This is a genomic window from Vibrio tritonius (assembly GCF_001547935.1).
GTDB classification, from domain to species: domain Bacteria; phylum Pseudomonadota; class Gammaproteobacteria; order Enterobacterales; family Vibrionaceae; genus Vibrio; species Vibrio tritonius.
In genome coordinates this window covers 2,174,674-2,194,709 of record NZ_AP014635.1, presented here as the reverse complement: position 1 = coordinate 2,194,709, position 20,036 = coordinate 2,174,674, and the positions used below count along the sequence as shown (strand labels likewise).

Genomic DNA, 20,036 nt, shown 5'->3' with positions numbered 1-20,036 from the left:
TCGCGTAGCGTTAAGCAATAGAGAAAATAATATGCTTGCCACAAAAATGTATTAAATCCGCCATATTTAGCAAGCTGCTTTATTGAACTTGCTCCGGCATTAGATAGGAGTAAAAATGCTGACTATGGTTACCAAACAATTGATTTGATCGCTGCTCTAAATCGCGAACACTAATCCCGTCTATGATTTGCTCATAGAGTGGCAATTCGGTTAGTGAGTAGTGGTTTTCTAGCGCTCTGAGCAGCTCGTTGCTCCATGCATCATCAAAATCCAAGTCGTGGTTTAGCGAGTTCCAAAACTGCTTTCTAGCCACCATCAGTTCGTCATTGGAGATGGTTTTCATTGACTCAAGGACGTGACGATAGGCAGTCAGTAATTCACCATGTCGTTTCGGATCTTCATAGGCGGAATATCGCCAAATATCGATTGGTGCCCCTTGCCAAGCGTATTGATTTAGGTAAGGCGAGTAATCGAGTCCTTTCTCTTCACGGATATACTGGTTTAGGCGTTGGTCGATAATTAAGTCGATTAATTGATCGCTAAAATACGTTTTATAATTCTTGGCGGTATTTGCTGTGATAACGACATAATCAAAGCGATTGGATTTATTTGTACCAGCCGCTTCACTCCAAGTTAATGGTAGGGTGTCTAACGTAGCCGGGCTAGTCACCATTTTGTGTGATGGCGTGACGGCTAAACCAGCTAAGTAACGAGTTAAGTAAGGTTCAATATTCTTGTAGTACACATTACTGACGATAATGATGCTATCTCCTTGCTTGGGGATATAAAGAGATTGATACGTTTGTTGAGCTTGCTGCAGTGATAGTGCACTGGTGCTTGGCATTGGGTCATCGATAAAACCACTGTCGGGACTGAATATCCTACGTTTCATATGACTTATATGGCGAAGTATCGGGTTACTCATTTGCACTTGGTATTGGTTAACAAATTTCTGTTGAACGGAATCCACTTGGCTTTGAGTAATGTTTAAGCGTGTTAGAAATTCTGATGCTAAGGAAAAAAGGCTATCTGCATCTTTGACGTTGCCGTCAATGTATAGTTTTTGGTTGGCAGAAAAAAGATTATATTGATAGAAAATATTGTGCTTATCTAGGTAGTTACAGAGGGCATTATTACTGCTGTCTTGCCAATTTTGTTGGGCAAACAAATTTGGCCAAAATTGGGTGAAATGTTGTTTTTCTGGCAGTGAGGCTAATCCACCTTGCCCAAAATAGGTGATTTGTAACGTTTGTTGCTTGAGTTTATTTGAACGTAAATAGTAGACATTCAATCCGTTGCTCAATGTGTAATGGGTAATGGGATATTTAAAATCAGGGTTGATTATCTCAGTGTGTGTAATTGTTCCAGGACGTTCTGGTGCTTGCAGCGTAGTGAGTAGAGCTTGATCTTGATATTTCTCACCTTGGTACTTAAGTGCTGTGTAATAGCCATCCAGTTCGTGTTGCTGGGCTGCCACATCCTGCTGGTGTTTAGTAGTAATAATAATGGCTGGTTTTGGTGCCAATAGTTGTTTTAGAGCTTTGTTTACCACCTCTAATGTGAGGCTGTGGATATAGTCTCGCTGGAGTTGGTACCATTGATGAGGCTCAGTAAAGGCATCATTATTATAGAGTGTGTCTAAAGCATCCCCTGCAATGGTAGCAGCGTCTTCACGAATAAATGACTGTTCATCCTGATCAATCTCTTGCTGAAGATAAGCAATCTCTTCATCAAGTTCTTGTTGTGTAACTCCGTAAATCTGTAGCGAGGCGATATGCTGCAAAAAGGTCTTATTTTGCTGAGTAAAATCTCCATTTTTATTCGGCTGGTTAAGGACTTCTAAAGCCAACATAGATATGTGATTGTGTTCAATCACTGACACATTGATGGCATCTTGAATCTCTGGTTTAGCTGAATAGGTGGATTGGAAACGGTCATTGATTAGATAGCGAAGCAATTGCAGCTGCCAATATTTTTGTTGGGTTTCTAAGTCTGTGATTGAATTATTAGGGTAGGGATATAGTACGGATAGCCCAACATCGTCTTGATTGAGGTTTTGCATTACTGCGGTGGGCATTTGCAATGTGATCTTAGGTTGTTTAGGCAGGTTGCTGTTGGTTGAGTGCCATGAGGAAAAATTGGTTTCGATTGCTTCTTGCAGGTTTTTAGGGGCAATATTACCAGTGATTATCAGTTCAGCAGATTGTGGCTGATACCATGTTTGATAAAACTTAGCGAGTGATTGAGCTGATGCGTTAGATACGCTTTGCTCAGTACCAAGCACATCATGTTCATAACGTGTACCTGTTGCGAGTTCTTTGAAAAATGCAGTATATACACTTCGGGCGTATTCCTCATGGGTTCTCATTTCACTGAGTATGACGCCTTTTTCTTTTTCTATTTCTTCAGAACTTAGGGTTAGGCCATGGGCAATATCACTCATCCACATTAAAGCTGGCTCTATGTCTTTATCATTAGGCAGATCAAGTCGGTAAACAGTACGCTCCTTTGAGGTAAAAGCGTTTATGTCGTTACCAAATTCCATACCGTTTCTTTCAAATAACGATATGATTTCGTTGGGTTTAAAATGCTTGCTACCATTAAATGCCATATGCTCAATAAAATGTGCATATCCCCATTGATCGTCTTTTTCGTTAATCGAACCGACATTCATCAACAAACGAATTGACACTTCCTCTCTGTTTTTGCGGTAAAGGTGGTATCGCATCCCGTTGGAAAGAGTACCATGCACCCAATTGGGATCATCGCTTAGCGGCGTGGCGAAGCTACTAGGGGCAGAAAAGAATAGAGTGCAGAGCACCCAAAAGCACAACTGAAAACGTCTCATATATTATCCTTAATTAATTTTAAGTGGATAATATATAAAAGAAATATAAAATTGAACGAACCAATTATTCTATAGATACCTATCTATATACCTAATAGTGAACTAATTTGGGGATAAACGAATAGTTTGCTATTATCTGCGCCCTGTTACTCTTCTTGTCTCGACGATTATGCTTCATTCATTACTTGCAATGTTGCCGCCTATGCTATTGGGTGCGCAGCTCGTTCTAACGCTCATCATGGTAAAAGGTGAAATCTGTCCTGGACAGCGTGGCCGTGTACATAAAGTACTACCTGTGGTGGGTATTTTGTGGTTGGCAACTGCTTTCAACCATCTCATATTTATTGTGCTTGGGGCGGGTATTCTGTTCTTTTGTTCACAGGTACAAACCAAGAAAACTCGCGATGAAGGCCCATTGTGGGCAATGCACGTGACTAACGTGCTCGCGGTTATTGCGCTGCTGTGGCAATCTTTTTTGTACGCGCATTTTTGGGCTGGTGCGGCACATTTTATTAGCTTATTTGTCTCAGGTAGTGTTTTGGCTCATCTCTTGATGACTTTAGCTCGCTCTCGTCTACAGGCATTTAATCGCATCCTGCCGGTGATTGGTATTGTTGGCACCATGCTGATGGTGCTCTGTTTTATTCCTTACGGATACCAATTAACGGAGAGTGCTCTTGGAACACTGACTCATGGCGTTCTAACCTTTTTGTCTCTATTGGTGTTGGCGATCATCACTTGGTGTTGGCACATTTTTACCAACAAGAGTGTGGCAAAAATTCAGTTAGTCGTTACTCAAATTCTGATATTGATCGCCATGACCGGATTTGAAGGTCTCTACTTACTTTAACGACAACCACTTTTCATTTTTCGCAGTATCACATTTTTTAGGTGTGATACTGCGTATCTTCAGATTGCTGGCTACTCTTTAAGTGATTTCTTACTTTCGACGATGGATAAGATCGCTATAAGGAGACTGACCATGGATCTCAGCAATGTGCAGCGTTTTGATACCCATATCTTACTTGGCATCATAAATGAAAAACTGCGGCTAGAGTGCCACAGTTTGGATGATTTGGTGATGACCTATGAAATCGATCAGAGCCACTTAGAGCAAAAGCTAGAAGCTGCGGGGTTCCAATACGACCCGCTAACCAATCAATTTCGGTAATCTTATGCCATTTTGATACCTTCCAGATGGCTTTTACACTGCATGCGAGCTGTGGAGAAGAAGGCTTGTAGATAGCGCTTATCTTTTTCACTGTGGCGAGTGGCAGCAAACAGGCGTCGCCACAGTCCTTTCCCTAATGGTTTACTGGTGATTAGCCCTTGACGAGAAAATTCGCTGATCGCCCAGTTAGGTAACGTTGCAACGCCTAACCCTGCCGAGACCATTTGAACGAGCATTAGAGTGTTATCGGCCTGCTTCCAACGAGCGGGTTCAACACCAGCTGGATTTAAAAAGTGTTTTACCACATCTAAACGTTGTTTTTGCACTGGATAGCTCAACATGGTTTGATCGGCGAGATCTTGCGGCTCGATAAACGCTTTGTCGGCTAATGGATGGTTTGTTGCTGTGACCAGACGCATCTCAAAGTCAAATAGTGGTTCATAGTGAACCTCTGAACGAGGCAAAATATCAGAGGTAATCACAAGATCAAGCTCACCAGCGAGTAAAGCGGGTAGGGGTTCAAAACCAAAACCGGACGAAAAATCGAGCGCCACTGTCGGCCATGCCACTTGATACTCGCGCAGTGCTGGCATCAACCATTGGAAACATGAATGGCACTCTATCGCCATATGTAAGCGGCCATTTACATCTTCTTTTAAACTCGCTAACTCATTCTCAGCCCTGGCAAGGCGAGGCAAAATTTCATCGGCTAACGCCAAAAGAATCTCCCCTTCGGAAGTGAACTTTACTGGACGAGTCTTACGCAGGAATAACTGTCCGCCAATACGAGATTCCAAATCTTTAATCTGATGAGAAAGGGCAGACTGAGTGAGATGCTGTGCGGTGGCAGTCGAAGTTAACGAACCTGTATCACGTAGTGAAACCAAGGTGCGTAAGTGTTTGAGCTCAATCATTAAAAATCCTTAATTAACGGTATGACCCAAGGCGATTAAAACGCCATTAGCTATTTATTGTTCTGCGCGATAACTTATCATTTTAAACATGGCTGTGTAAACGGCTAGACATCTAAATGTCCATTAACTGTGTAAATTAGTCATCCCCATTTAAACTACATGAAATTTTCTAATAAACAAGTTGAATATTCGACGCTTGTGTAAACGACGTGTTAGTTAGATATTTTAGCCATCTAGACATCTTATTGTTTAAGTGTTCGATGTCTGCTCAACATAATTTAATAGGAAGAACATGATGACTACGACGACACATATTTTGGGATATCCGCGTATCGGCGAACAACGTGAGCTTAAGTTTGCTTTAGAGAAATATTGGCGAGGCGAGATCGATCAAGCTCAATTGCAAGGACTGGGTAGCGACCTTCGCACACAAAACTGGGCCTTACAGAAAGAGGCTGGGTTAGAGTTTGTGACAGCAGGCGATTTTGCTTGGTATGACCATGTACTAACCACATCATTGCTATTAGGTCATGTTCCCGAACGTCACCGTTGGACAGGCAAAGGAGAAGTGGGCCAAAGTGAGTTGGGCTTAGACACGCTTTTTAACGTTGCGCGGGGTCAATCGCAAAATCAGTGTGATTGTCACGGTCATGCTGCATCGGATATGACTAAGTGGTTTAACACCAACTACCACTATATCGTTCCAGAGTTTAGTGCTGGTGATCAGTTCCAAGTCAGTTGGCCGCAGCTTTTTGACGAAATCGACCAGGCTCTAAAGCTGGGGCATCAAGTCAAACCTGTGCTGCTTGGGCCATTAAGCTACCTCTATTTGGGGAAAGAAATCGAAGAAGGGTTTGATCGCCTTTCACTATTGCCTCGTGTATTGGTCGCTTACCAAGAAGTGCTCGCAAAACTAGCAGCACAAGGTGTTACTTGGGTGCAAATCGATGAACCAATTCTGGCACTCGAGCTTGAGAGCCCGTGGTTAGAGTCGTTTACAACAGCGTATCAATCAATACAAGGTGAAGTGAAACTGTTACTCACCACCTATTTTGATTCAGTATCACATGTTATCAATAAGATTGTTACGCTGCCTATCGATGGCTTACATGTTGATCTGACTGCGGCATCAGACCAACTAGATGAAGTGCTCAATGTGCTACCAGATCACTGGGTGTTGTCGGCTGGAGTCATTAATGGTCGCAATGTGTGGCGAGCCAACTTAAGTGAATGGATTGATCGATTAAAACCTGTAAAGCAGCAACTGGGAGAGCGTTTATGGATAGCGAGTTCATGTTCCTTGCTGCATAGCCCGGTAAACCTTGAAGCTGAGACAAAGCTAACGCCAGAAGTAAAGAGTTGGTTTGCTTTTGCTAAACAGAAAGTGGCAGAAGTGGTGCTGTTAGGAAAGGCCCTAGATGGAGATCACGCGGCTATTTTAGCTTGCGATACTTACAGCCAACCTATTATTGCTCGTGAGTCGGCACAACACGTTAATAAACCCCATGTTCAAGCTCGTGTGCAGAAAATAACACCAGAGCTGAGCCAGCGTTCAACACCGTATCAGGAGCGCTCGCATCATCAAAGTGAAGTACTAAATCTGCCATTATTGCCAACTACGACCATTGGGTCGTTCCCGCAAACTGCGGAAATTCGCGCTTTACGTAGTGCATTCCGTCATGGGAAATTAGCTAAAACGGATTATGTGGAAGCGATTCAAAGGCAAATTCTCGACGCAGTACAGCGCCAAGAAGCATTAGGCTTAGATGTATTAGTGCATGGCGAACCAGAGCGTAACGATATGGTGGAGTACTTTGCTGAAAACCTGTCGGGTTTTCAAACTACGCAGTTTGGTTGGGTACAAAGTTACGGCTCACGTTGTGTGAAACCAGCGATTGTGGTGGCGGATATTGAACGTAAACAGCCAATTACCGTTGAGTGGTCAACTTATGCTCAATCTTTGACGAAAAAACAGATGAAAGGCATGCTTACTGGGCCGGTAACGATTTTATGTTGGACATTCCCTCGCGAAGATATCACGCGAAAAACAATTACTCAGCAATTGGCATTAGCTTTGCGTGATGAAGTCAGTGATTTACAAGATGCGGGTATCAATATCATCCAAATTGATGAACCAGCTATTCGAGAAGGTTTACCACTCAAACTGCAAGATCATCAAGACTATCTTAATTGGGCAGTTGAGGCGTTTCGTATTGCTGCGAGTAGCGCAAAACCAGAAACACAGATACACACTCACATGTGTTATAGCGAATTCAATGAGATCATTGAATCGGTGGCTGCGATGGACGCTGACGTCATTACTATCGAAACTTCTCGCTCGAACATGGAGTTACTCAAAGCATTTGAGGAGTTTAACTATCCAAATGAAATTGGCCCAGGTGTTTACGATATTCACTCGCCTAATATTCCAGCGCAGCACTGGATCGAGAATCTAATTCGAACAGCAGCGACAAAAATCCCAGTAGAGCGTTTATGGGTTAACCCTGATTGTGGGTTAAAAACTCGAAACTGGGCAGAAGTGGAAGCATCACTAACCAATATGGTTTTAGCTGCAAAGGCGTTACGTCAAGAATTTACCGCCGAGTAAGCATGATAAAAATAACCAGATAATGATTATGTTTGGTACAAAAGGCCATTGTTTAGGATGGCCTTTCTATGAATAGTGAATCGTTAGTTTCACTTCTCTTGTGTTTCGGTACAGCTCTCTTTTGTTATAGCCTGATCGACTAACAAGGTGCCACGGTTATCGCGGATTTTGATGCGATAGCTAACGCCAGTGGTGAGGTTTTCCATGATGGTTTTGTTATTGCAAAACGCTTTTTCACTGTTGGCGAGCACTTCTCGAGTGGGTTTTGCATTCGGTGCTGAGTTGTTATAAACCATCATCATTTCGATGGTCGAACCTTTAGCATTCGCCCGCATGATATGTAATGGACCGTATTCTAAAGGCAACTCAGAGGCAAGTAAGGCTGCTCTATTGGTTGCGATCATTTCAAGTGTTTTTTCGCGCTCACTGTTGGAGGTACAGCCCGCCATAAGAACGCCACTGAGTGCAATCACACCCCAAGTGCTTATTTTCATACTAAAATACTTTTTTAAATGGTTTTACAATAACGTTAGCGTAAACGCCCGCAGCGACATAAGGATCGGCATCAGCCCAAGTTTTCGCCGCTTCGAGAGAAGCGAACTCGGCAATCACGGTTGACCCAGTGAAACCGGCTTCGCCTGGGTTATCAGCATCAATTGCTGGCATAGGTCCTGCTGTAAGCAAACGACCTTGATCTTGTAGGTCTTGCAATCTCGCTAAGTGCTGTGGTCGAACGCTCATGCGTTTTTCCAAAGAGTTTTCTACGTCTTGTGAGAAGATCACATACCACATATCGCTTTCCTTCTAGCTGAGTCCATTGGCTAAGTCACATCGATGGTGTTTTACTCTACTTTACGCTTTTTTAAGAGCTATGTCAGAGAGTTTGGTTCCATCGCGCATGTTAATGTACTGAAAGTTAACTCTATTCCAACCATCCAATACCCATAAGTGTGATCAGCTGCCGACGTTTATTGCACGAGGGCGGCCATTGGCGTCGATTGCCACATAATGGAACGTCGCTTCACATACTTGAAAGCGGTCATGCACTCCATCTTCTTTGACAGGTTTGACCCACAGCTCGAGGTTGATGGTCATGGATGTGCGTCCAATTTTTACACATTCACCGTAACAGCAAACCACATCGCCAACGCGAACGGGCTTTTTGAATGTAATACTGGATACCGAAACGGTAACAATACGACCGGCCGAAATCTCTTTAGCGAGAATACCGCCAGCTAAATCGAGTTGAGACATGATCCAACCGCCAAAGATATCACCATTTGCATTGGTGTCCGCTGGCATAGCTAGAGTGCGAAGTAGTAATTGGCCTTTTGGTGAATTCACTGCTTGAGTCATTTTATATTCCGCAAAAAAGAAAACAGCGACCCGCCGGTCGCTGACAAGAGCTTGGATTATAACAAAAATAAATGTCGCGAATCATCCGTTAAATGCGGAGTAAATGACGCTTATTGTTGAGAATCTTTCTGTTCTTTAGGCATATGTTTATAAATGTAAATACCCGTGAGTAAGGTGTAAACAAAGGTGGCTATGAGTAGGCCGAATACTTTGAAATTTACCCAAACATCGAGTGGAAGACGATAGGCCACATAGATATTGATAACTGCACAGACAGCAAAGAATAAGACCCATGCCCAGTTAATTTTTGCCCATACCGCATCAGGTAACACAAGCTCTTTACCGAGCATGCTTTTAATTGCTGAGCGTCCCATTAAATGGCTGATAGTGAGACCTAACGCAAACACAACATAAAGAATGGTTACTTTCCATTTGATGAAGTCAGCGTCGTGGAGAACAATGGTCATGCCCCCAAAAACGGCGACTAAAGCAAAAGTAATAAGCTGTATTTTCTCAAGTTTTTTATAGACTAGGTAAGTAATACCGATTTGGGCAGCGGTGGCCACTATCAATGCACCTGTTGCAATGTAGATATCGTAAAACTTAAACAGAGCAAAGAAAATAATTAGTGGAATAAAGTCGAGCAATTGTTTCATTTAGGTATACATCCAGTCTAAACACTAAAGACAGTCTAACCAAATACGGCCAGATGCAAAACTGTTATAGACATTTGGAAACAAAATAGTTCACAAAAGTCGCATTAATGGTGCAACGAGAAGACAAAAAAAGCCACTCTGCAGAGTGGCTTTCATTAGTCGAAATCGGAGCTGTTTAGATTACGCTTCTTGGCTATTTAGCGCTTTATCTTCAGACTCATCCTGCGCTTCTTCCTTGATCATCGCGTCGACGATAAGTGCACACGCTGCATCACCAGTGATGTTCAAAGCGGTACGAATCATGTCGAAGATACGGTCTAGAGCAAAGAGAAGTGGTAGACCTTCAATTGGGATACCCGCTGCAAGTAGAACGGCCACAACCAAGAATGAAGGACCAGGAACACCGGCTTGACCAACCGCGCCTAGTGTAGATGTCACGATAATAGCTGCATAAGCGCCAATACCTAAGTCTACATTGAATAGCTGCGCAAAGAATATAGCAACTAAGCCGTAGTAGATGGCGTTACCAGACATGTTAATAGTCGCACCCAATGGCAATACGAATGATGCCGTTGAATTACGTACACCTAGCTCATTTTCACAAGTATCCATGTTGACTGGTAGTGTCGCCATTGACGACGCAGTAGACAGTGCCACAGCTTGTGGTTTTTTCATTGCTTTAATGAATTTACGAGCTGAGGTTTTTGTGAAGATTTGAATCATTAATGGGTAGGCAACGAAACCAAAAATTAAGATAGCCGCAATGTAAACAACGAAGAGTTTGAATACCACCATCAATGCGCCGAAACCAAATGTACCGACCGCTTCTGCCATCAAACCAAATACACCGAGTGGTGCAATGATCATCACTTTATTGATCATCCAAACCATAGCGTCAACAATCGTGTTTACACCATTGATAATGGGATCGCGCTTTTCTTTTGCTTGTTTAGATACGGCAATACCGAAAAACAGGCAGAATACTAAGATTTGTAGAATGTTAGCGTCGTTAAGTGATTGAAAAACGTTGGTTGGGATCATACCGATAACGGTCGCCCAGAAAGTTGGTAATTCACCTTTTGAAGCATATTCGGTTGAGAACATACCTTCTACGCCAGACACATCCACACCGATACCTGGTTGGAATATGTGACCCATTACAAGGGCTAAAGCGACTGCGAGCGCAGACGTGATGGCAAAATAAAATAGCGTAACAAAACCTACTTTACCTGCTGACTGGCTATCACCTAAGCCTGCTGCACCTGAAATCAAAGCGACAGCGACTAATGGAATAACCAACATCTTAATTAAATTAATAAAGATGCTACCTAGAGGAGCGAACATAGAAGCATCGTGACCCATAACACCACCGACAACGGTACCGATGATCATGGCAATAACAACTTGCACGCCAATGTTGCTTAGCAAACTCTTTTCCTTTAACACTTCCATAACCTCTGTGCTAATAATTGTTAATTTCCTAGTGTTCCCCACTAATACTCAGTCCATTTGTGGGGATTTGTTTTGCCCTTGTTTTTTACACGGATCTTACTTAATAGGCAATATACATTAGTCAATAACTTGGCATTAATATGAATTTTCATTGACGTATGCTGGTTTTTTACACAAAAGAAAACGTTTGCTTTGTTTGTTGATGATAAAAAATAGGAATTTTGTGGTGTGTCTTGAATTTTAAAACGTATATTATTTTGTTAAAAAAGAAACGGCCAGTCGAACATTTGACTGGCCGTTTGTGTCTTTAAAATACAAACAGGTTGTTAAGCAAGAGTTGTTGCAGACTTCATGTTGTTAACAAAATGACTTAATTTGTTTAGCAGCTGTTCGGGCTGCTCTGCATTGTTTTCGATGATTTTTACGACAGCAGAACCGGAGATGGCTCCAGCCGCACCTGCCTCTAGAGCTTGCTTCACTTGCTCTGGAGCAGATATACCGAAACCAAGTAGCGCTGGTGGTGCATTGTATTGCTGCAAACGATCCAACATCTCATGTACAGGCATTTGCGCTTTGGTTTCTGTACCGGTTACTCCAGCACGCGAGAGCAGGTAAGTGTAACCGCCGCCAAGAGTGGAAACTTGTTCGAGCGTTTCCGCGCTGGCGCCGGGAGGCGCGATGAAAATCGGTTTAATACCGTGGCGATTAGCGGCTTCGACAAAGACTTTACTCTCACCAGTTGGTGCATCGGCAACCAACACGGAATCGACCCCTGCTTCTTGGCAGCGGCGATAAAAATCATCAATGCCGCGCTTGAAAACCAAGTTCGCGTACATCAGTAGGCCAATCGGCGTTTCTGGATTAGCCGCGCGAATTTGCTTAATTAAATCAAAGCAAATATCAGGGTTCGTTCCGCCATCTAACGCACGAATATTAGCTTGCTGAATGGTTGGTCCATCGGCGAGGGGATCTGAAAATGGCATTCCAAGCTCTAATGCATCAGCGCCAGCATCAATTAACGTTTGCATGATCTTCAGCGACAGCTCTGGATTTGGGTCGCCGATGGTAACGAAAGGAACAAACGCGCCCTGTTTTTTCTCTGCCAAACGGGCGAACAGCGATTGATAACGGTCCATTACAGCGCTCCTTTCTCATCCAAAATTTTGTTTACAGTAAAGATATCTTTGTCACCGCGGCCTGATAGGTTTACTACCAATAGCTGCTCTTTTTCGGGTTCAGCAAACGCCATTTTCAGTGCATGGGCCAGCGCGTGAGACGATTCCAACGCAGGAATAATGCCTTCGTGTTGCGCCAATTGTTGGAAGGCGTCTAGCGCTTCATCATCGGTGATATTGACGTAATCAGCACGGCCAGTAGCGTTCAAATACGCATGTTGCGGACCAACCGATGGGAAGTCTAACCCCGCAGAAACAGAATAGGACTCTTCAATTTGACCATATTGGTCTTGCATCATCGGTGCTTTCATACCGAAGTAGATCCCCGTAGTGCCATGTTTAAGTGGTGCGCCGTGCTGGTGGGTGTCAATCCCTTTACCGCCCGGTTCTACGCCAATCAGACGAACATTGGTCTCTTCGATGAAATCGGCAAACATGCCAATGGCGTTTGAGCCACCGCCAACACAGGCAATAACGGCATCTGGTAGGCGACCTTCACGCGCCAAAATTTGGTTCTTAGTCTCTTCACCAATAATACGTTGGAATTCACGCACGATAGTTGGGAATGGGTGAGGGCCAGCGGCGGTGCCAAGTAGGTAGTGGGTGGTTTCATAACTACCAGACCAGTCACGTAGAGCCTCGTTACACGCATCTTTAAGTGTTGCAGAACCTGAATGCACAGGAATCACTTCTGCACCCATTAAGCGCATACGAAATACGTTCGGACTTTGACGTTCAACGTCTTTCGCGCCCATGTAAACGCGACATTTTAGATTAAGCAGTGCACACGCAATCGCGGTTGCTACGCCGTGTTGGCCTGCACCTGTTTCTGCGATGATCTCGGTTTTACCCATGCGTTTTGCCAGCAGCGCTTGACCTAACACTTGGTTCGTTTTGTGCGCGCCACCGTGCAGCAAGTCCTCACGTTTCAGGTACAGTTTGGTTTTGGTCCCTTTAGTGATGTTTTTGGTGAGCGTGAGCGCGGTTGGACGGCCAGCAAACTCTTGTAGCAGTTCCATAAATTCGGAACGAAATTCTGGGTCTTCTTGCGCATCAATAAACGCTTGTTCTAACTGATCCAGCGCGGGAACGAGGATCTGTGGTACAAACTGACCACCAAATTCGCCAAAGTAGGCATCTAACTTCGCCATTCTCATATTCCTTGTAAGTCTTAGACATGGCATCCATGTCTTCATTTGTTCTTTGCCAGTTGGCAATGATTGCCAACCTCGGTCATCTGTTTTAGTTGCCCGCCGACCGTTTAAAAACGGCGAAGGGCTTCAAATACTTGGGTGATTTTGTTGCGATCTTTAATTCCGGGTTCTAGTTCTACACCAGAGTTAAAATCTAAGCCGATACAACCGAGTTGATGGGCTTGCGCCACGTTATCTGGATTGAGTCCGCCGGCTAAAATAATGCGCTCTGGCGCAGCAATCACACTCCAATCAAACGCTTTGCCAGTGCCGCCAGATTGCTGACCTATTTTGCTATCGAGTAGATGGCGGTCAACGTCTTGAGCCAGCAATGCGGGCGTTGAGTCGCTCACCCCATAGGCTTTCCAAATTTGTACATTCATAGGTAGGTGTTGGCGTAGTTCAGACACATAGGTTTGGTCTTCTTCGCCATGCAGTTGCACCGCATAAAGACCTAATTCGCGTGCTGTTGAAATCACGGTTTGCAACGTGGCATTTTGGAACACGCCAACAAAATTAAGTGATGCAGCTTCAATCACGCTTTGGGCTTGAGAGAGCTCGATATAGCGCTTTGATTGAGGAACGAAAATTAGCCCACCATAAATGGCCCCAGCTTGATAAGCAGCGACCGCATCTTCTGGGCGAGTGAGACCACACACTTTGTTTTCACCAAGCAGCACTTTACGTACCGCAAACTCAAGGTTCTCTTCACTCATTAAGGAGCTGCCAATCAAAAAGCCGTTGGCGTACTGCGCAAGATCCAGCACTTGTTGATGGGTGTAGACACCCGATTCCGAGATGATGATGGTGCCTTCAGGGATAAGCGGGGCGAGTGCTTTGGTGCGATTTAAGTCGGTGGTCAAATCACGTAGATTACGGTTATTGATACCAACCACTTTGGCGTTTAAGTTGAGCGCTCGGTTTAGTTCTTCTTCATTACTGGCTTCGGTCAGAACCCCGAGCCCTAGCTCATGGGCAATTGCTGAAAATTCGCGGTATTGCTCATCATTTAACACCGACAGCATCAACAAAATCGCATCGGCTTGGTAATGACGCGCAAGATAAATCTGGTATGCATCAACAATAAAATCTTTGCATAGAACTGGCTGAGTTACTTGGCGGCGCACTTGCGGTAGAAATTCTAAATTACCTTGGAAATATTTCTCGTCAGTCAGAACGGAAATCGCGCTCGCATAGCGGTTATAAACCGAAGCAATGTAATCCAAATCAAAAACGTCACGAATCAAGCCTTTTGAGGGTGATGCCTTTTTACATTCCAAGATAAACGCGGTTTCTGGCGTACCTAGCGCGTCGTAAAAGCTGCGATCTGAACGAGTCAATAATGGCTGAAAGCTTTCTAATGGTTGCTCAGCTTTACGTTGTTCAACCCAGAGATATTTATCGTTGACGATCTTAGCCAGTACTTCTGCCATTTGGGCATTTTTGACGGAGATGTGTTCAGACAGTTGTTCAGACATAACTTAACCTCGTTGTGCTAACTGTTGAACCAACTGGAAAGCTTTGCCAGATGCCATGACATCAAGGGCTTGCTGCGCATTTTGACGTAGGTCTTCTTGACCGAACAGACGTAGCAGTAAAGCGACGTTGGCTGCGACAGCAGCCGCTTGCGCAGGAGTTGACTTCCCAGTCAGTACATTGGTTGCAATCTCACGGTTTTGCTGCGGATCGCCACCTTTAATTTCGTCCAGTGAGTAGGTCGCTAAGCCAAAATCTTCTGGCGTCAGTTCATACTCTTTAATCGTGCCGTTGTGGATTTCTGCCACTGTGGTTGCGCCATGAATCGCCACCTCATCTAAGCCCGAACCAAACACAACCGCGGCACGTTTCAATCCCATTTGTAACATGGTTTCAGCGATAGGGCGAACGAGTTCTTTGCTATACACACCCATTAATTGAATATTTGGACGCGCAGGGTTCATCAGTGGGCCAAGGATATTAAAGATCGTACGAGTTTTAAGCGTTTGGCGCACTGGCATCGCATGGCGAACGCCGCCGTGATATTGCGGAGCAAACAAAAACGCGACACCTAAATCATCTAACGCTTCGCGAGTTACTTGCGGCTCCATCGCTAAGTTGATGCCAAAGGCATCTAACAGATCAGACGAGCCCGATTTACTCGACACACCACGGTTACCGTGTTTGGCAACTTTCACACCACACGCGGCGGCCACAAAAGCAGAGGTAGTGGAGATATTCATGGTATTTGAGCCATCACCACCAGTACCGACGATGTCGGCAAAATCGTACTCTGGACGAGGAAATGCTTTGGCATTGGCAAGGAGAGCATTGGCTGCGCCGGCAATCTCTTGTGGTGTTTCACCTTTGATTTTGAGTGCAGTCAGTGCTGCACCCATCAAAATTGGGTCTACTTCGCCACGGATAATGTGATCAAATAGCTCATGGCTTTCATTTTGGGTCAATGATACTTGTGCGTATAGCTTGTCGATGATGTGTTGCATGATAACTCTCTCCATGAATTCTTTTTTATGCTTCGTTCTATTCGGTTTTTAGCGATTCAGTTGGTTAGGATTGGCGTTTAATCGTCGTTTGACGTTTAAGCAAGGGCCCAATCAATCGCTTTAGTTAAGAGTGCTGCGCCTTGAGTGGTCATGATTGACTCTGGGTGAAATTGGAATCCACACACTTTGTCTTGTTCATGGCAAACCGACATCACTAGGCCGTCTACTTGGGCGGTGATGGTGAGCGACTCTGGCACTTTTGTGGCAACCAGTGAGTGGTAGCGCGCAATCGCCAGAGGAGAAGGTAAGCCTTCGTAAATCGGGTGCGCATCGTGAGCCATCATCGACACTTTGCCGTGGACAATTTCACCAGCGCCAGCCACGGTGCCGCCGTAGGCTTCAACAATCGCTTGATGACCAAGGCAGATCCCTAGAATAGGCACTTCACCTTTAAAACGTTGAATAATGGCTGGCATTGAACCTGCGGCAGCAGGAGTACCAGGGCCCGGAGAAAGCACAATCAAAGGTTGCTCTAATTGCGCTGTAATTTTTTCTACTGCTTCGACAGTGATGGTGTTGCGATAAACCGCAACTTGGTGGCCAAGAGCGCGAAATTGATCCACCAAGTTGTAGGTAAAGGAGTCGAAGTTATCGATGAAAACGATGTTAGCCATGAGAATCTTCCTTACGCTTGGTGAGCTTGTTGAATCGCAGTGATGACAGCTTGCGCTTTAGTGCGGGTTTCATCCGCTTCCGATTGTGGGTCTGAGTCGTATACCACACCCGCGCCCGCTTGAACTTGCGCAATACCGTTACGCACGTAGGCAGAGCGAATCACAATACAGGTATCCAAATCGCCTTCACCGGTTAAGTAACCGACAGCACCGCCGTAGCTACCGCGACGTTCGCGTTCCACCTCACGAATCAACTGCATGGCGCGAATCTTCGGTGCGCCAGTGAGTGTGCCCATATTCATGCTCGCTTGATACGCGTGCAGCGCATCCAAATCCGTACGTAGCTGGCCCACAACGCGAGAGACCAAGTGCATTACGTGGCTGTAGCGGTCAACTTTAAGCAGGTCAGCCACATGGCGTGTACCTGCTTGCGAGATGCGAGCCACATCGTTACGCGCTAGGTCGACCAACATCATGTGTTCCGCGGTCTCTTTTTTATCGTTACGCAGTTCAAGCTCAATACGGCTATCTAAATCTGGGTCGATAGAACCATCGGCATGCTTACCGCGGCGACGGGTTCCAGCGATTGGGTAAATTTGCACTTCATTGCTTTCGGTGGCGTATTTCAAAGCACTCTCTGGTGATGCGCCAAACAGAGTGAAGTTTTCGTCTTGCATGTAGAACATGTAAGGGCTTGGGTTATTGATTTTGAGCTGTTCATACGCTGCCAATGGGGAAGGGCAAGGTAGGAAGAAGCGACGTGAAGGCACCACTTGGAAAATGTCGCCTTTTACGATGTAGTCTTTTAAGTCAGACACAATCGAGCAGAATTCGTCATCTTCAATATTGGTGGTTAGCGGTACTTCGGCTAAGTGTTTTGCAACTTGATGTGACACGCTGTGCTGCGCTTGAGCAACGATAGCGTTCATACGCTCTTGTAATTCCGCGCGATTATCTGTGTTTTGACTAAATAGAGTGCCTTGTAGTTGAGCTGTTTCAGTTTGGTGATCGATGATCATCAGTGTCTCAGCGACGTAAAACACGTAGTCAGGACAAGATGTGGTATCTTTCACGTTACCCAGAGGCTCAAAGTTGGCAACGAGGTCATAAGCAAACAGACCGCCAAGGAAAATGGCATGTTTGTCTAACCCAGCTAAATCGAAACTGTGTTGCACCATACGCAGTGCATCAAACGTTGAGGTTTGGCGTAAACGGCTGTCTTCATCTAAGTTTTCATCTGCGTGCGGGAAAGTCAGTATTAGCGTGTGAGTTTCGGTTTGTTGCGCTTTTACATCGCTTGCCACTTGCTCACTGAGAATGGAGAGCAGAGCAGCACCGTTATCGGTTAGCGCATGCAGAGTTACATCCTGACCGTAGCAAGTGATGCGTACCGCAGCATCAATCAGCAGTAGACTTTTAAGATCTTGTTTTGAATCGATTTCAGCCGATTCAAGCAATAGGCTATCGGTTTTGTTCTCACACAGGGTGTGAAATAGCGCTGTTGGATTCGGGCGATAAGTCACTGGCAGAGTAATGAGTTCCAGAACAGCACGTTTTTGGTTTGTATTGGCCTTTTCCACAAGACCTCCTTTTCATTCTTTTAATTTTTTAGCGCCAGAGTGAGAGGAGAAAATCGTGATACTTGTGGTCTCATTCTGGATAAAACAAAGCCCGCTGGTGAGCGGGCTTTGTCGGTTGCATTGGGTTAATAAATCTTATGCACACGTCAGCCCACTTGACTTAGACCAAGTGCGCCACCAAGACAGTTTGCTATGAACTGACTGGATAAAGGGTTTATGATTTAGGTTAAATTCTTGTAACATGATAAGCCTTTAACGTGTGTCTTGTATTTGTGTACTAGTTAACTAGTGCAGGGATAAAAAGTCAAGCAGAAATTTTAAGCAAATTGAAGAATATGAATATTATTGACTTACATAGCCATACCACCGCTTCCGACGGTCGCTTTACTTATGACGCGCTCATTGACCGAGCTATCGAAATGGGCGTTGGTGTATTGGCGATTACCGATCACGATACGGTTGATGCTTTGGCACCAGCACGCGATTACATAGAAAAAAATGACAAGCCGTTGCAGTTGATTAATGGGATTGAGTTTTCCACCTTATGGCAAAACAAGGATATTCACATTGTTGGACTGAATATCGATCCGACTCATCCTGCGTTAACTGCACTAATTGCAGAACAGAAACAGCGTCGTGATGCGCGGGCAGAATTGATTGCACATCGATTAGAGAAAGTCACTCGCCCAGGCGTATTAGAAGAAGTGAAAGCGCTGGCGAATGGCGTTGCGTTAACCCGGGCTCATTTCGCTAAATGGCTGGTGGAGCAAGGCTTTGCGCCCAACATGCAAAAAGTATTCAAGAAATACATGACGCGCAATAACCCAGGCTATGTGCCACCAAGCTGGTGTTCCATGGCAGAAGCCATTGACGTGATTCATGCTGCCGGTGGCCAAGCCGTATTGGCACACCCGGGCCGTTATGACCTGACAACCAAATGGTTAAAACGTTTGATTGATGCCTATGCCCAAGCGGGTGGAGATGGGATGGAAGTGTCACAACCGCAACAAGCACCGCAAGAAAAGCGCAACTTGGCCGATTATGCGATACAATACAATCTATTAGCATCGCAAGGTAGCGACTTCCATTATCCGTCTCCGTGGATGGAATTAGGACGCAATCTCTGGCTACCTGCCGGTGTGGTTCCGGTCTGGAACGAGTGGGGAATTGTCCCTAAAGCGCCAGTAAATACGCTGGATGATGAGGAATTAGCATGAGCCAGTATTTTTATGTTCACCCAGAAAACCCACAAACCCGCTTGATTAATCAAGCGGTGGCGATTGTGCGTAATGGTGGTGTCATTGTTTATCCAACCGACTCAGGTTATGCCATTGGTTGTCAGTTGGAAAATAAGCATGCGTTAGAAAGAATTTGTCAGATTCGTCGTTTAAGTGATGACCATAATTTCAGTTTGATGTGTCGTGATTTGTCTGAACTTTCGATTTATGCGCGTGTCGATAACACTGCATTTCGTCTGTTGAAGAACAACACTCCGGGGCCTTACACCTTTATTTTCAAAGGGACCAAGGAAGTGCCACGTCGTTTAATGAATTCTAAGCGTAAAACCATCGGTATTCGCGTGCCAAATAACAAAATCGCTCTAGACTTATTGGAAGCGATGGGCGAGCCGTTGATGTCGACCTCATTAATTTTGCCAGGCAATTCCGTGACAGAGTCGGACCCGGAAGAGATTCGTGATCGTCTCGAACACGCGGTTGATGTCATTCTCAATGGCGGATATTTAGGCGAACAGCCAACCACCGTAGTGGATTTCAGCGACGATGACATTCGTATAGAGCGTTTGGGGTCTGGCGATCCTACGCCATTTGAATAAGGTTCGGTTTCCAAAGGAAGTTTCTCGGTTCTCGACAACGCAATGGAACGCAATAAAACGGGTGCTTTTTTTGCGGATATTTGCGATACTACGCG

Annotated in this window: 18 protein-coding genes and 1 other annotated feature; of the genes, 5 read left to right on the top strand and 13 right to left on the bottom strand. The window is 44.9% G+C overall.

What is annotated here, in order from left to right; all coding sequences use genetic code 11:
• Positions 1–79: 79 nt before the first annotated feature.
• Complete coding sequence (locus tag JCM16456_RS09735) at positions 80–2,848, bottom strand: M16 family metallopeptidase (RefSeq protein ID WP_068714030.1); 2,769 nt, start codon at positions 2,846–2,848, stop codon at positions 80–82.
• Between the two features lie 169 nt (positions 2,849–3,017).
• Between JCM16456_RS09735 and JCM16456_RS09730 the strand changes: the two genes are divergently transcribed.
• Complete coding sequence (locus JCM16456_RS09730; protein ID WP_068714029.1) at positions 3,018–3,698, top strand: hypothetical protein; 681 nt, start codon at positions 3,018–3,020, stop codon at positions 3,696–3,698.
• A 132-nt stretch (positions 3,699–3,830) separates the two neighbouring features.
• On the top strand, positions 3,831–4,019 hold the full coding sequence (locus JCM16456_RS09725) for a DUF4250 domain-containing protein (RefSeq protein ID WP_068714028.1): 189 nt from the start codon (positions 3,831–3,833) through the stop codon (positions 4,017–4,019).
• Between the two features lie 2 nt (positions 4,020–4,021).
• On the opposite strand, the gene JCM16456_RS09720 is transcribed toward JCM16456_RS09725, so the two are convergent.
• Positions 4,022–4,933, bottom strand: coding sequence for a LysR substrate-binding domain-containing protein (locus tag JCM16456_RS09720; RefSeq protein WP_068714027.1), 912 nt, complete (start codon positions 4,931–4,933; stop codon positions 4,022–4,024).
• Between the two features lie 295 nt (positions 4,934–5,228).
• Here JCM16456_RS09720 and metE point away from each other — a divergent pair, with 295 nt between their 5' ends.
• A complete protein-coding gene (gene metE, locus JCM16456_RS09715) occupies positions 5,229–7,541 on the top strand; it encodes a 5-methyltetrahydropteroyltriglutamate--homocysteine S-methyltransferase (RefSeq protein ID WP_068714026.1) in 2,313 nt (770 codons plus the stop codon).
• A gap of 89 nt (positions 7,542–7,630) precedes the next feature.
• Here the strand turns inward: metE and JCM16456_RS09710 are convergent, their stop codons facing one another.
• The 11 genes from JCM16456_RS09710 to JCM16456_RS09660 form a co-directional block, all read right to left on the bottom strand.
• Positions 7,631–8,035 carry a GspS/AspS pilotin family protein gene (locus tag JCM16456_RS09710; protein WP_068714025.1) on the bottom strand — a complete coding sequence of 135 codons (405 nt, stop codon included), beginning with the start codon at positions 8,033–8,035 and terminating at the stop codon, positions 7,631–7,633.
• 1 nt (position 8,036) lies between these two features.
• Complete coding sequence (locus tag JCM16456_RS09705) at positions 8,037–8,333, bottom strand: YciI family protein (RefSeq protein ID WP_068714024.1); 297 nt, start codon at positions 8,331–8,333, stop codon at positions 8,037–8,039.
• 162 nt (positions 8,334–8,495) lie between these two features.
• Positions 8,496–8,897, bottom strand: a complete 402-nt coding sequence (yciA, locus tag JCM16456_RS09700; protein WP_068714023.1) for an acyl-CoA thioester hydrolase YciA — start codon at positions 8,895–8,897, stop codon at positions 8,496–8,498.
• A gap of 110 nt (positions 8,898–9,007) precedes the next feature.
• The gene (locus tag JCM16456_RS09695) at positions 9,008–9,553 is read right to left on the bottom strand and encodes a septation protein A (RefSeq protein WP_068714022.1); all 546 of its coding nucleotides are present in this window, start codon (positions 9,551–9,553) and stop codon (positions 9,008–9,010) included.
• A gap of 180 nt (positions 9,554–9,733) precedes the next feature.
• On the bottom strand, positions 9,734–11,005 hold the full coding sequence (locus JCM16456_RS09690) for a dicarboxylate/amino acid:cation symporter (RefSeq protein WP_068714021.1): 1,272 nt from the start codon (positions 11,003–11,005) through the stop codon (positions 9,734–9,736).
• Between the two features lie 326 nt (positions 11,006–11,331).
• Positions 11,332–12,141, bottom strand: a complete 810-nt coding sequence (trpA, locus tag JCM16456_RS09685) for a tryptophan synthase subunit alpha (protein ID WP_068714020.1) — start codon at positions 12,139–12,141, stop codon at positions 11,332–11,334.
• Positions 12,141–13,331 (bottom strand): tryptophan synthase subunit beta, encoded by a 1,191-nt coding sequence (trpB, locus tag JCM16456_RS09680; RefSeq protein WP_068714019.1) that lies wholly within the window; start codon positions 13,329–13,331, stop codon positions 12,141–12,143. Before trpB ends, trpA begins: the two co-directional genes overlap by 1 nt.
• Positions 13,332–13,441: 110 nt before the next feature.
• Positions 13,442–14,851 (bottom strand): bifunctional indole-3-glycerol-phosphate synthase TrpC/phosphoribosylanthranilate isomerase TrpF, encoded by a 1,410-nt coding sequence (gene trpCF / locus JCM16456_RS09675; RefSeq protein WP_068714018.1) that lies wholly within the window; start codon positions 14,849–14,851, stop codon positions 13,442–13,444.
• Positions 14,852–14,854: 3 nt separating this feature from the next.
• Complete coding sequence (gene trpD, locus JCM16456_RS09670; protein WP_068714017.1) at positions 14,855–15,853, bottom strand: anthranilate phosphoribosyltransferase; 999 nt, start codon at positions 15,851–15,853, stop codon at positions 14,855–14,857.
• A gap of 95 nt (positions 15,854–15,948) precedes the next feature.
• On the bottom strand, positions 15,949–16,527 hold the full coding sequence (locus JCM16456_RS09665) for an aminodeoxychorismate/anthranilate synthase component II (RefSeq protein ID WP_068714016.1): 579 nt from the start codon (positions 16,525–16,527) through the stop codon (positions 15,949–15,951).
• Positions 16,528–16,538: 11 nt separating this feature from the next.
• Positions 16,539–18,107 (bottom strand): anthranilate synthase component 1, encoded by a 1,569-nt coding sequence (locus tag JCM16456_RS09660; protein WP_068714015.1) that lies wholly within the window; start codon positions 18,105–18,107, stop codon positions 16,539–16,541.
• An 81-nt stretch (positions 18,108–18,188) separates the two neighbouring features.
• Positions 18,189–18,293, bottom strand: a sequence feature (Trp leader region).
• 149 nt (positions 18,294–18,442) lie between these two features.
• Between JCM16456_RS09660 and rnm the strand changes: the two genes are divergently transcribed.
• Together rnm and JCM16456_RS09650 are read left to right on the top strand one after the other, a co-directional pair.
• On the top strand, positions 18,443–19,324 hold the full coding sequence (gene rnm, locus JCM16456_RS09655; RefSeq protein ID WP_068714014.1) for an RNase RNM: 882 nt from the start codon (positions 18,443–18,445) through the stop codon (positions 19,322–19,324).
• Positions 19,321–19,941 (top strand): L-threonylcarbamoyladenylate synthase, encoded by a 621-nt coding sequence (locus tag JCM16456_RS09650; RefSeq protein WP_068714013.1) that lies wholly within the window; start codon positions 19,321–19,323, stop codon positions 19,939–19,941. The genes rnm and JCM16456_RS09650 overlap by 4 nt, the downstream gene beginning before the upstream one ends.
• Positions 19,942–20,036: the final 95 nt, after the last annotated feature.